The organism is Tumebacillus lacus, from assembly GCF_026410385.1.
Classification (GTDB): domain Bacteria; phylum Bacillota; class Bacilli; order Tumebacillales; family Tumebacillaceae; genus Tumebacillus; species Tumebacillus lacus.
The window spans coordinates 313,229-326,129 of the sequence record NZ_JAPMLT010000002.1 but is presented as its reverse complement, the minus strand read 5'-3'; the positions used below and the strand labels follow the sequence as shown (position 1 = coordinate 326,129).

Annotated in this window: 13 protein-coding genes; all 13 read left to right on the top strand. The window is 62.0% G+C overall.

Annotated elements, in window-relative coordinates; translation table 11 throughout:
• The first annotated feature begins 7 nt into the window (after positions 1-7).
• The 13 genes from recD2 (at position 8) to flgL (ending at position 12,900) form a co-directional block, all read left to right on the top strand.
• Positions 8-2,215: an SF1B family DNA helicase RecD2 gene (recD2, locus tag OS242_RS05875; protein WP_267150724.1), complete on the top strand. Its 2,208-nt coding sequence runs from the start codon at positions 8-10 to the stop codon at positions 2,213-2,215.
• A gap of 16 nt (positions 2,216-2,231) precedes the next feature.
• Positions 2,232-2,927: a response regulator transcription factor gene (locus OS242_RS05870; RefSeq protein ID WP_267150723.1), complete on the top strand. Its 696-nt coding sequence runs from the start codon at positions 2,232-2,234 to the stop codon at positions 2,925-2,927.
• Positions 2,928-2,942: 15 nt separating this feature from the next.
• Positions 2,943-4,745 carry a two-component system histidine kinase PnpS gene (pnpS, locus tag OS242_RS05865; protein WP_267150722.1) on the top strand — a complete coding sequence of 601 codons (1,803 nt, stop codon included), beginning with the start codon at positions 2,943-2,945 and terminating at the stop codon, positions 4,743-4,745.
• Positions 4,746-4,850: 105 nt separating this feature from the next.
• The gene (locus OS242_RS05860) at positions 4,851-5,690 is read left to right on the top strand and encodes a DegV family protein (RefSeq protein ID WP_267150721.1); all 840 of its coding nucleotides are present in this window, start codon (positions 4,851-4,853) and stop codon (positions 5,688-5,690) included.
• An 8-nt stretch (positions 5,691-5,698) separates the two neighbouring features.
• Positions 5,699-6,415 carry a ComF family protein gene (locus tag OS242_RS05855; protein ID WP_267150720.1) on the top strand — a complete coding sequence of 239 codons (717 nt, stop codon included), beginning with the start codon at positions 5,699-5,701 and terminating at the stop codon, positions 6,413-6,415.
• A gap of 84 nt (positions 6,416-6,499) precedes the next feature.
• On the top strand, positions 6,500-6,895 hold the full coding sequence (locus OS242_RS05850) for a hotdog family protein (RefSeq protein ID WP_267150719.1): 396 nt from the start codon (positions 6,500-6,502) through the stop codon (positions 6,893-6,895).
• On the top strand, positions 6,882-7,622 hold the full coding sequence (locus OS242_RS05845) for an SDR family oxidoreductase (RefSeq protein ID WP_267150718.1): 741 nt from the start codon (positions 6,882-6,884) through the stop codon (positions 7,620-7,622). The genes OS242_RS05850 and OS242_RS05845 overlap by 14 nt, the downstream gene beginning before the upstream one ends.
• A gap of 22 nt (positions 7,623-7,644) precedes the next feature.
• Positions 7,645-8,931, top strand: coding sequence for a beta-ketoacyl-[acyl-carrier-protein] synthase family protein (locus OS242_RS05840; RefSeq protein ID WP_267150982.1), 1,287 nt, complete (start codon positions 7,645-7,647; stop codon positions 8,929-8,931).
• Positions 8,932-9,005: 74 nt separating this feature from the next.
• Positions 9,006-9,407: a TIGR03826 family flagellar region protein gene (locus OS242_RS05835; RefSeq protein WP_267150717.1), complete on the top strand. Its 402-nt coding sequence runs from the start codon at positions 9,006-9,008 to the stop codon at positions 9,405-9,407.
• 146 nt (positions 9,408-9,553) lie between these two features.
• Entirely contained in the window at positions 9,554-9,826 is a 273-nt protein-coding gene (flgM, locus tag OS242_RS05830; RefSeq protein ID WP_267150716.1) for a flagellar biosynthesis anti-sigma factor FlgM, read from the top strand.
• 17 nt (positions 9,827-9,843) lie between these two features.
• Entirely contained in the window at positions 9,844-10,350 is a 507-nt protein-coding gene (locus OS242_RS05825; protein ID WP_267150715.1) for a flagellar protein FlgN, read from the top strand.
• Positions 10,351-10,363: 13 nt separating this feature from the next.
• A complete protein-coding gene (gene flgK, locus OS242_RS05820) occupies positions 10,364-11,968 on the top strand; it encodes a flagellar hook-associated protein FlgK (RefSeq protein WP_267150714.1) in 1,605 nt (534 codons plus the stop codon).
• 26 nt (positions 11,969-11,994) lie between these two features.
• Positions 11,995-12,900: a flagellar hook-associated protein FlgL gene (flgL, locus tag OS242_RS05815; protein ID WP_267150713.1), complete on the top strand. Its 906-nt coding sequence runs from the start codon at positions 11,995-11,997 to the stop codon at positions 12,898-12,900.
• The last annotated feature ends 1 nt before the right edge of the window (position 12,901 follow it).

Sequence of the window (12,901 nt, the reverse complement as noted above, 5' to 3'; positions counted from 1 at the left end):
CGAGTCGATGGAAGGAAAGATCAAAAAGATCACCTTTCAAAATGAAGAGAACGGCTATACGATCGCCACGCTGCAGGTCGAAAAAGGCCGTGAGCCTGTTCCGGTCGTCGGCACGATGCCAGGGCTTTCCACAGGTGACAGGGTGAAGGTGAGCGGAAAATGGCACCGGCACGAAAAGTTCGGCTTGCAACTGCTCGTCGATTCGTATGAAAAAGTGCTTCCGGTGACGTCGGAGGGCATGTTGCAATTTCTGTCGTCCGGGTCGGTCAAAGGGATCGGCCCGGCGACGGCCAAAAAGCTGGTCGCCCACTTCGGCATTCAGACGCTGGAAGTCATGGAGCGGGAGCCGGAGCGGCTGACAGAGATCGAAGGGATCGGCAAGGTCAAGGCGGAGACGATTGCGCGGACGTTTGCCGAGCACCGCGGCGTGCAGTCGGTGATGGTCTATCTGCAGACGCGGGGCGTGACGCCGTCGGTGGCGAACCGCCTGTATCAACGCTACGGAGCGCAGACCATCGAGGTGCTGGAGGGCAATCCCTACCGCGTCGCCGACGAGGTGCGCGGGATCGGCTTTAAAACGGCAGACAAGCTCGCCCGGATGCTCGGCGTGCCCGCCGATTCGCCCGCCCGGCTGAAAGTCGGGATCAAGCATGTGCTGCGTGAGGCGGCCGATGACGGACATGTCTATCTGCCGGAGCGCGAGTTGTTGCAAAAGGCGGAGGCGTTGCTCGGCTCCGATGTGGCGATGCGGCTGCCCGGCATCCTCGGCGAACTGGCCGAAGAGCGCACAGGCGGCGTGATCCTCGAGGAGACGGACGGGCAGCGGGCGGCGTTTCTGGCCGGTTTTTATTTTGCGGAAGTGAAGTGTGCACAGATCCTGCGGCAGTCGCTTGGCGACGGGCCGTCGTCTTTGCCTGCCGGGAGCGGACCGGACGAAGCGTATTTTGCCGAGATCGAGCAGGAGCACGGGCTGACGCTGGCTCCGCTGCAACGGCGGGCGGTGGCGGCGGTGTTGCAGGAGCGGCTGGTGGTGATCACCGGAGGCCCTGGCACCGGAAAGACGACGACCGTGCGGGCGGTACTCGCCGCGCTGAAGCGCGAACGGGTGACGCCGGTGCTGGCCGCGCCGACGGGACGGGCGGCGAAACGGATGACGGAGAGCACGGGGGTGGAGGCCAAGACGCTGCACCGCCTGCTGGAATACGGACCGCAGGAAGGCGAAGGGCTGCGCTTTGGCCGCAACGAGGACAACCGGCTCGAAGGGGAAGTGTTTATCGTCGACGAAGCGTCGATGATCGACCTGTTGTTATTTTTCCAACTGTTGCGAGCTTTGCCGGACGGGGCCAAGCTGGTGCTCTGCGGCGATATCGATCAGCTCCCGAGCGTCGGGGCCGGGAGTGTGTTGCAAGATGTGATCGACTCCGGTCGCGTGTCGGTGGTGCGGTTGCAGACGATCTTCCGGCAAGCGGAGGAGAGCCTGATCGTCAAAAACGCCCACCGGATCAACGAGGGCCGGTTGCCGGAGTCGCGCAAGGACGGCGATTTCTTTTTTATCGAAGAAGAGCGGCCGGCAGAGTTGGTGCGGCTGTTGCTCGATTTGACGGCCCGCCGGTTGCCCGCCTATTTGCAAGCGGACCCGGTCGAGGATCTGCAAGTGCTCGTGCCGATGCGGCGCGGGCTGGTCGGTGTGGAAGCGTTGAACGGACATCTGCAAGAGGCGCTCAATCCGCCCGCCAAAGACAAGGCGGAGCTCAAGCACGGCATGCGGGTGTTGCGCGTGGGCGACAAGGTGATGCAGGTGAAAAACCAGTATCAAAAAGAAGTGTTCAACGGCGATGTCGGCCGGATCGCAACCATCGACCCGGAGGAGGGCGAGGTGGTCGTGCTCTATCACGATCAGGCTGAGCCAAGGCACGTCACCTACGCGCTCGGGGAGCTGGAGGAGCTGAGCCTCGCCTACGCGGTGTCGGTGCACAAGAGCCAGGGCAGCGAGTATCCCTGCGTGGTGTTGCCGCTGGTCAAGGAGCATCGGGTGATGCTCCAGCGCAATCTGCTCTATACCGGCGTGACGCGGGCCAAGCGGCTGGTCGTGCTGGTGGGAGCCCGGGACGCGCTGCGCATCGCGGTGCAAAACCGCACCGCCAAACGCCGCTACACACGGTTGGCGGAACGCATCCGCACGGCTGAAAGAGAAGCGCATCTGGGAGAGAACTGATGACGGAGGTGTCTCAATGGCACAGCGAGTGTTTGTCGTAGATGATGAAGAATCGATCTCGAAGTTGGTGGAGTACAATTTGCAGCAGGCCGGGTTTGACGTGGTGACGGTCGATACGGGCACGAAGGCGTATGAGATGTTGCAAGACGTGCCGCGTCCCGATCTGATCGTGCTCGATCTGATGCTGCCGGGCATCGGCGGCATGGAGCTTTGCCAGCGACTGCGCAGAGAAGGCGTCACCACACCGATCATCATGCTGACAGCCAAGGACGACGAGGTCGACCGCATCCTCGGCCTGGAGATGGGGGCGGACGACTATGTGACCAAGCCGTTCTCGCCGCGTGAGCTGGTCGCCCGGGTCAAGGCGGTGCTTCGACGCGCCAACGACGAGGGCGGGCCGGAAGAGGGCGTTTACCATTGCGGGGAGATCATGCTCGATGTGAACCGCTACGAGGTGACGATTCGCAAAGAGCGGGTCGATCTGACGCCGCGCGAGTTTGAACTGCTGCACTATCTCGCCAAAAACACGGGGCTCGTGATGAGCCGCGACCATCTGCTCGACAAAGTCTGGGGCTACGAGTTTGCGGGCGACACGCGGATCGTCGACGTCCACATCTCGCATTTGCGCGACAAACTGGAGCGCGATCCGAAGCAGCCGGAGTACATCAAGACGGTGCGCGGTGTCGGCTACAAGCTGGTGCGGGGCGACTAAGGGGCGGGACTGATTATGATACGCGGTATTCGAGGGCGCATCGTGCTTACCTATCTGGTGCTGATCGTGCTCTCTCTGTCCATTTTCGGCGTGTACATGCTCCAATTTATCGAGAAGTTGTACATGGACACGCTGGAGTCGCACGTGCGCGAGGAGACATCGCTGCTCGCCGAGTGGATCTCGCCGCACATCGACTGGGCGGTGCCCGGCGAGCGCGACGAAGTGTCCGACACGCTGCGTCGCACCGCGTTTGCCACCGGCGGGCGGGTGACGTTGCTCGATTATCAGGGCAACGTCCTGCTCGACACGCTGGCCGATGAAGAGTCCAAGAAAAATCAAGCGCGATACCCGGAGGTGCAGGCGGCGCTGGACGGGAGCGTCGGCACGCACGTCCGGATGATGCCGTACTCCTCGTACAACGTGCTGCACCTCGCCCGGCCGGTGTTTGACAAGGACGGCTGGCAGGCCGGAGTGGTGCGGCTCGCCGTGCCTTTGCAAGGCACGCACGATACGCTGCAGGCGCTGTGGGGACGGATCGGGCTGTCCCTACTGGTGGTCGCGGTCGTCTCGTCGCTGTTCGGCCTGCGCTTTGCGCACAGCATCTCCTCGCCGATCGAAGCGATCACGCGCAGCACGCGCAAGATCGCCGACGGCGCGTACGACGAGCGCATCCAGCAGCGCGGACGGGATGAACTGGGCGTGATGGCCGACGCGATCAACGCGATGGGTGCGCGGATCAACGAGCAGATCGACGATCTGACGCAGCAGAAGGGACGTCTGGAGGGCATTTTGACCCACCTCGTCTCCGGTGTCATCGTCGTCGACCGCTCCGGCCGGATCACGCTGGTCAACCCGGCGGTGCGGGAGTTGATCGGATTCCCCCCGGAGCGTCTGTTGCAGAAATGGCACTGGGAGGCCGGGCACAACTTTGGCCTGTCGTCGCTGATCGATGAGGCGCTCCTCGTCGGCACTCCACAGAAGAAGGAGATCACGCTGCACATCCCGCTGGAGCGCACCGTCGAGGTCAACATCACGCCGATCTCTTCGGGCAACGGCACCATCGCCGGTGCGGTCGTGCTGCTGCACGACGTGTCGGAGTGGCGGCGGCTGGAGCGGATGCGCAGCGAGTTTGTCGCCAACGTCTCGCATGAACTGCGCACGCCGATCACGGCGGTGAAAGGATTTTCCGAGACGCTGCTCGACGGCGCGTTGGAAGACAGGCAGACGACTCGCCAGTTTCTTCAGATCATCCACGACGAGTCCGAGCGGCTGACTCACCTTGTCACCGACCTGCTGGAACTTTCCAAGATCGAGTCGGGACATACGGTGTTCCACCACTCCTTCGCCGATTTGAGCAAGTTGGTCGAGCGCACCGTCAGCCGCTACATCCACCAAGCGGAGCAGGTCGGACTCTCCCTGCGCGCCGAACTGCCGCCGGGACCGGTCCGGGCCTGCATCGACAGCGACCGCATCGCGCAAGTGCTGGTCAACCTCGTCGGCAACGCGATCGCCTACACACCGCACGGCGAGGTGGTCGTGACGCTCACGGAGACGGCGGAGGAAGCGGTGCTGACGGTGAGCGACACCGGCATCGGCATTCCGGCGGAAGATCTGCCGCGCCTGTTTGAGCGATTCTACCGCGTCGACAAAGCCCGCGCCCGTCGCTCCGGGGGGACGGGTCTTGGCCTCTCCATCGTCAAGCACATCGTCGAAGGCCACCACGGGCACGTCACCGTCGAGAGTCAGGTCGGCGCGGGCAGCACGTTTCGCGTCTTTTTGCCCAAGCAGGCAGCGGAGGCGGAGGAAGCAGGAGAGTGACTTGAGAGCACCTGTTAAGCGCAGGTGCTTTTTTCTATTGGGAGAATTGACTGACTTGGGTTATACTGGAGTAAATAAGAGAAATAATTTCACTAGGAGGCGACTATGGCTAAAATTGCGATTGTCACCGACAGCACCGCGTATTTGCCCGATGATACCGTTCATGAATATGACATCACCGTGATTCCTCTGATGGTGAACTTTGGCCAAGAGAGCCACAAAGAAGGCGTTGACATCGTCAACAGCCAGTTTTACCCGCGCCTCGCCGTGGAGAAAAACCTGCCGACCACGTCGCAGCCGGTCGTCGGCGAGTTGGTGGTCTCGTTTGAAAGATTGCTGGAGACGCACGACGCGGTCATCGGCATCTTCCTCTCCGCAGGGCTTTCCGGCACCGCCCATTCGGCGGAGACGGCAGCCCGGATGGTCGAGGGTGACATCACGATCATCGATTCGAAAATCACCTCGGCCGGTCAAGCGCACATGGTCATGCGCGCCTGCCAGATGATCGCCGACGGCAAGGAAAAAGAAGAGATCGTCGCGGAGTTGATGGCGATGCGCGAGCAGATCACCGCCTACTTTGTCGTCGACTCGCTGGAGCATCTGCACCGCGGCGGCCGCATCGGCGGCGTGTCGGCGGCGCTCGGCTCCCTGCTGCAGGTCAAGCCGATCCTCACCGTCAACGAGGGCAAGCTGGAGCTGTTCGAAAAAGTACGCACCCGCAAAAAAGCGTTGGCCCGCGTGCTGGAACTGACCCGGGAAAAGACCGATCCGTCCAAACCGTTACATATCTCCGTCGTCTATGCGCACAACCCGGATGACGGCAAAGCCTTTTTGGAGCAAGTCAAAGCGGAGTTCCCGTCGGCGTCCACCGACCTGTCGGAGCTCGGGCCGGTCATCGGCACTCACGTCGGGCCGGGCTTGCTCGCCGTGATCTTCTATCAGTGAAAAGGGATGTGAGTTGGGCACAGGCCTTGCTCCACCTGCTCTTTCCCGTTCGACCCGTGCGATCTCTCTGCCTGTCTTGTCAGGAGGAACTGTTCGAGGGCGAGCCTCTCGTCTGCACGCCTTGTCGACGCAGGATCGCAGGCAATCAACCGCCGCTCTGCCGACTGTGCGGGCGTGAAATGCGGGCTTCCGGCCTTTGCACCGACTGTGTGCAGAGACGGGAGCCCTTTTTTCAACGCGCCGTCTCGTACGGGCCGTATCAAGGTGTGCTGCGGCGGCTGTTGTTGCAGATGAAAAAGGAGCGGGTGGCGGAACTGGTGCCTTTGTTGGCTGAGTATCTGGAATTCGCTTATGCCGCGCAGCTGGCCGACCGGGACATCGATCTGCTCGTCCCGGTGCCGATGGCGGAGGAGACCTGTCGGGAGCGCGGATTTAACCAAGCGGCCGAACTGGCGGCCGTCCTCGGCGTACGGGTGCGACTGCCCGTCTGCGAGGCTCTGAGGTGGAGCGGCCCGCGCCGCACGCAGACCGGGCGCAGCAGACAGGAACGCAGACAGAGCCTCGACGATGCCATTTTGTTGAGCGACTCGGCAGGCGCGGTCACCGGTCGCACCGTCTGCCTGATCGACGATGTGTACACCACCGGCACGACGGCGAACACCTGCGCGATGCGCCTCCACGAAGCGGGGGCGCGGTCGGTGTATGTGTTGACGGTGGCGAGATAAAAAGAGGCGGGAAAAAGAGCCCTTGGCGACAGGGGCTCTTTTTCGTTAGACTATTGTTAACGAGAGGTGGGTGTGGAGTTGACAATGATCGAAACCATATTGTCGCATCGCCGTCCGTTTTTATTTGTCGGCGAGGTGTTGCGCGTCGAGCCGGGCGTGGAAGCGGCGGCGTGTTCAAACGTGCCGGCTGCCGATCTGGCGGAGCTCGGCTATCCGACCGACCGTGTGCCTTTGTGGTACATCGCCGAATTTATGGCGCAGACGGGAGCTTTGGCCGTGCTGGCGGGACGGACGGGGGAGAAGACGCTGATGACCGGCATCGACTCGTTGGAACTGATTGCGCAGCCGCTGCCCGACCTGCCGTTGCGGGCGGACGTGCAGATTTTGCAGGAGCGGCGCGGGATCGGCAAGCGGGTCGGGACGGTCTGGCAAGGCGAGACGAAACTGGCGACGGGGGTGATCTGGTATGCGCGGCAGTGAGCACCCGCGCCGGGTGGCGTTGATCACCGGCGGCTCCGGGGCGATCGGCGGAGCGGTGGCCGAGCGGCTGGCGAAGCGCGGAACGGACGTGTACATCGGCTATTTTTCGCAGGAGAGCAAGGCGCGGGCACTCGCCGAACGATTGCAGGGCACGCCCCTCTGTTTGGATGCGGCGGACAAGATCTCGATCCGCCAGGCTGTCGGGACGGTGCTGGCAACGAGCGGCCGGCTAGACATCCTCGTCCATTCGGCGGGGATCACGGGCGACCGGATGATGAGCAAATTGACCCCCGACGATTTTGGGCAGGTGCTCGACGTCAACGTGACCGGCGCGTTTCATCTGTTGCAGGCGGTGTTGCCGACGATGCGTGCGCAAGGTTACGGCCGCATCGTGCACATCACGTCGTATGCCGCGCTGCACGGGCGGACCGGGCAGACGGCGTATGCGGCGAGCAAGGCGGCGTTGATCGGGCTGACGAAAGCGGCGGCGCTGGAGGAGATCGAGCACGGCATCACGGTCAACGCGTATGCGCCGTCCGTCACCGAGTCGGCGATGACAGACGGGCTCACAGCAGAGGCGCGGCACCGGCTCCTGCAGGCGATCCCGCTTGGGCGGATGCAGACGCCGGCGGAAGCGGCTGCGTTGATCGCGTGGCTGACGGCGGCGGAGGCGGGGACGGTGAGCGGGCAGGTGTTTTCCGGTGACACGCGCCAGAACGGGTGGTAGAGGAGAAAGGGACGTGGTGGAAATGATGGACAAAGAGCGCGTCGTGATCACAGGCATGGGCGCGGTGACGCCGTTTGGTGTCGGCATCGCGCCGTTTGCCAAGGCGTTGCAAAACGGGGAGAGCGGCATCCGGCTGTTGCGGGCGTTCGACACGGCAGACTACCCGGTCAAAGGCGGCGGCGAAGTGCCGGGCGACCTGCCTGCCGTCGCGGGGTTGGCGGACCATGCGCCGCGCTATTTGCACTATGCGGCGCTTGCCGCCAAAGAAGCGTGGAAGAGCGCGGGGCTATTGACAGAGGAGCCTCTCGCAGAAGAGGCAGTTGCGCACACAGGCTTCGTGTATGGTGAGCCTCCTTGCCCGCCTGAACGCATCGGTGTCCTGCTCGGCACGTCACGCGGCGCTGTGCGCGAATTGGAGATGCTCTGCGACGCGAGGCAGGCCGGGCGCACACTGTCGCCGGAATTGCTGGCCGCGCTGTTCCCGGCGTTCGGTCACTGCCCGCTCGGCAGCGGCATCGCCCGGCTGCTCGGCGCGGCGGGGCCGGTCGGCACGATCTCGGCCGCCTGCGCGTCAGGCACCGTCGCCATCGGCGAAGCGGCGGCGTGGATCCGCAGCGGTCGCTGCGACCTCGTCGTGGCGGGCGGGGCGGAGGCGCCGTTTACCCCGACCTCGTTTGCGGGCGTCTGCTCGTCGAAGGCGATGAGCGAGCGCTGGGACGACCCGGCCGCCGCATGCCGCCCGTTTGACAGAGACCGCGACGGCTACGTGATGGGCGAAGGCGCGGGCGTCGTCGTGCTGGAGTCGCTGGCGAGCGCGAAGAGGCGGGGGGCGGCCGTGCTGGCGGAGATCGCGGGCTATGCGCAGACAGCGGACGCCTCGCACATCACCGTGCCGAGCGGCGAAGGCATGCGCGTCGCGATCCGCAGCGCGCTGTCCGAGGCCGGGCTCTCCCCCGCCGACCTCGACTACATCAACGCGCACGGCACTTCAACCCCGCTCAACGACCGCTGGGAGACGTGGGCGATCCGCGCCGCGCTCGGCCCGCACGCCGACCGGGTGCCCGTCTCGTCCACCAAGTCGATGACCGGGCACCTGCTCGGCGCCGCCGGTGCGGTCGAGGCGATCGCGTGCCTGCTCGCCTTGCAGGATCAATTCCTGCCGCCGACGATCAACTACCGCACGCCCGACCCGGACTGCAATCTCGACGTCGTGCCAAACACCGCCCGTCGGGCCGCCCTGCATCATGTGATGAGCCAGTCGCTGGGGTTTGGCGGGCACAACGCGGCGTTGGTGCTCTCCCTTCGCTAACAGCATAAAGGCTCTGTAAGTCTCCCAACCTTTTTGCTATAATGGGGCTGTAATGGGAAACGGGAGGTATGGGAATGGCACTGGCCAACTGCAAAACCTGCGGACGCCTTTTTAACCGCTTGCATAATGACAACTGCCCGGTCTGCGTCAAAGAAGAGGACGAACAGTTCTTTCTCGTGCGCGACTATTTAAAAGAAAACCGCCGTGCGATGATCGTCGAAGTCAGCGAGGCGACCGAAGTGGAGATCAGCACGATCATCAAATTCATCCGGGAAGGTCGGCTGGCGACCATCGACAACCCCAACCTGAACTATCCGTGCGACAGCTGCGGCACCGCCATCACCGACGGACGTTTTTGCAAACCGTGCAAAGACCGTCTCAACAGAGGCTTCTCCCAGACCAAGGACGAGCTGATGGACACGGCGCGCAAGAAGCAAGGCGGCGACTATTATTACAAGCGCGAGCGCGACAGATAGGGAATGCTGCCCGTCAGCGTGAGAAAATGCGTGACAGAGTGATTTCATTTGCGAAAACGGCCGAAAACGGCCTTCATCTAAATAGGTGATCGGACCGATACATGTGTTAAGAAATGTGTCGGTTTTTTTTATAGAGGTGATAGAGAATGAAGATACAAGATACCAACCGTTTGGCGCAGATCGCGACCTACCAACAAAACGGACGCCTGCAGCGGGAAGGACTCGGCCGCGCCCCGCAAGCACAGCGCGACGGCGTGACGATCTCGCCTGAGGCGATGCAGATGGCGCGCGTCTCTCAGGAGACTGACGTTCAGCGCGCCGAGCGGATCGACTCGGTCAAACAGGCGATCCAAAACGGCACCTACAGTGTGCCCTCTGACGCGGTCGCCCGCAAACTGCTCGAAGCGTACGGCGAATAACGGAAGGAGCAAGACCTGTGAGCGTGTTAAAACCGATGATGTCGGTCGTCGACAGCCTGTTGCGTGAACATAAAGATCTGCTCGCGGTGGCGGAGCGGAAAAAAGACATCTTGATCAAAGGCGACATGGAAGCGCTGGGTCACATCGGGCGTGAAGAGGTCGCATTTGTCCACCGGATCGAACGCTTGGAAGCGGAGCGGCTGGCGGCTGCCCGATTGCTGGCGTTGCGAGCGGGCGTTCCGGCCGAAGCGGTCAAGCCTGACACGCTGTTGCGCTATGCGGCTGACGAGGCGGAGGCGGCGCAGGTCTCCCTCGTGATCGAGGATCTGCGGAGCACGCTCGACCGGCTGAAGCAGCTCAACGATCTGAACAAACAACTGATCGAACAATCTTTGACGTTTATCGAGACGACCGTGTCCCAGTTCACCGAGTCGCCGCAAGTGCCGACGTACGGCCAGAGCGGCGAGTCCAACTCACCGTATGAGCGGGGCGGACGCACATCGTTCTTCGATTCGAAAGCATAGGAGGTACTGGAGCATGCGATCGACTTTTCACGGTCTTGAGACGGGCAAGCGCGCGCTCTTGGCACAGACGGTCGGCCTGAACACGCTTGGTCACAACGTGGCCAACGCGAACACGGAAGGCTACTCGCGCCAACGCGTCAACTTTGCGACCACGCCGTCGATGGAATATCCGGGCATGGCCAAACAAACGGAAGCCGGACAGATCGGCACCGGCGTCTTGGCAAAAAATATCGAGCGCGTCCGCGAGCAATTTTTGGACGTGCAGTTCCGCAACGAAAACAAAGCGGCGGGCGAGTGGCAGATGCGCCTCGACACGCTGGACAAGATCCAAGCGATCGTCAACGAGCCGAGTGACAGCGGCCTCTCGACCGTTCTGAATAAATTCTATCTCTCCTGGCAAAAGCTCGGCGCCAACCCGGACACGCTGGAAGCGCGTGCTGTCGTCAAGCAAGCGACGCTCGACCTCGTCACGTCGTTCAACATGCTGGATGCCAAAATCAAAGAATTGGACCGCGACATCGCCGAGAGCATCGGGACGAAAGTGGATCAAGTGAACTCGATGACCACACAGATCAGCGCCTTGAACAAGCAGATTCACACGCTGGAGGTGCTCGGTGACAACGCCAACGACTTGCGCGACTCCCGCGACCTGCTCGTCGACAAACTGTCCAAACTGGCCAACGTCACGACATCCGAATCGATGGACGGCACCTATCGGGTGATGATCGGCGACCAAGTGGTCGTAAACGGTCAGCAACCGCCGGTGCCGGTCGCGTATGACGCAGCGACCAACTCGACCACGCCTCCGATCCGCAACGGCGAGATCGGCGGACTGATGGCATCGCGCGTCGAATACGTCAAAGTGTACCAAGACCAGTTTGACTCGCTGGTAAACGGCCTTGTCAACGGCAAGATGGACGTAGCCCTGACCAACGACTACACGTTCTCGGCCAGCGAGACCACCCTGCCTTTCGATGTGAAGATCGGCGGCACGCAATATCTCAAGGGTGCTGCCATCCCGACCAATCCTCTGCCGAAGGGCTCGGTGATCACGTTTGAAGGTCTGAACGCCATCCACCGCTTCGGCTACACGATGCAGGAGCCGACCAGCAAGGCGGGCGCGCTGTTTGAGACGGCAGACGGCAGCGCAACGTTTAATCTGAGCAACGTCCGCGTCGCGGAATCGATCCTCGCAGACACCCGCAACATGTCCGCGTCGTTCTCCACCTACACCGACGCAAACGGCGACCTGCAAGTGAAAAAAGGCAGCGGCGACATCGCTTTCATGATCTCGGAAGCGAACGGCTCGGTGATCAACTTCAAGGACGGTCTGCCGCCCAACAACGCGATCCTCACCAAAGGAACTGTCGCAGGTTACCTGCGTGCGATGGTCGGTCAGCTCGGCGCGCAAGGCAACACGGCCGAGATGCAGGTGACCAACCAAGATGCGCTGATCAAGCAGGTCGACAACCGTCGCCAATCGGTGAGCGGCGTGTCGCTCGATGAAGAGATGTCCAACATGATCAAATTCCAACAGTCCTATGCGGCGGCGGCGCGTGTCGTCTCTACGGTCGATACCCTGCTCGACACGATCATCAACCGCATGGCGGCACACTGATAACCACGCGGAAGGAGTAATGTGAGATGCGCGTCACCCAAAGCATGATGAACAGCAATTTTCTGTCGAACCTGTCCGCGAACAATGTGCGGCTGAGTAAATACCAGGACATGCTCGCGACCGGCCAGCGATTGAACAAGCCGTCCGACGATCCGGTCGGCGTCGGGTATGCGATGCGCTATGATGCGCAGATCGTGCGCAATCAGCAGTATCGCGATAACGTCAACGATGCGAAGAGTCACCTCGACTTTGTCGATACGACGATCTCGCAGACCAACGATCTGCTCAAGCGAGTGCGCGAACTGGCGTTGCAAGCAGCCAACGGTGCCAACTCTGCCGAATCGCGTCAAGCGATCTCCGGCGAGATCGAGCAGCTTTATCAGCAGATGAATACGATCGGCAACACGCAGCATAATGGGCGATATGTCTTCAACGGGCAGACGACCGATCTGCTGCCCTACAGCGGGTCGCCGATGTACGACACCACCGACGACGGAGCGATCATCTACCAAGTAAGCGAAGGTGTGGCCATGCAGGTCAACGTGACGGGCAACCAGCTGTTCGGCGCACCGGTCACTCCTGGCAACGAAACGACCTCCGACAACGTCTTTGCGATCTTAAAGACGCTCAAAGACGATTTGGTCGCCAATAACGATGCGGGGATCTCCGCATCGATCACCAAGCTGGACTCGCGCATGAAGAATCTGATGGAAATGTGGACTGACGTTGGCGCGCGCGCCAACCGTCTGGATGTGCTGGACAACCGCCTCGCCGACCTTGACCTGAACCTGCAAAATCTGCTGTCCAAGACGATCGACGCCGACATCCCGGAGACGATCACCAAGCTGAAAATGGCGGAGTCGGTGCAACGATCTTCGCTGGAGACCGGTGCGCGCGTCCTCGTGCCCACTCTGGTCGACTTCCTGCGCTAGG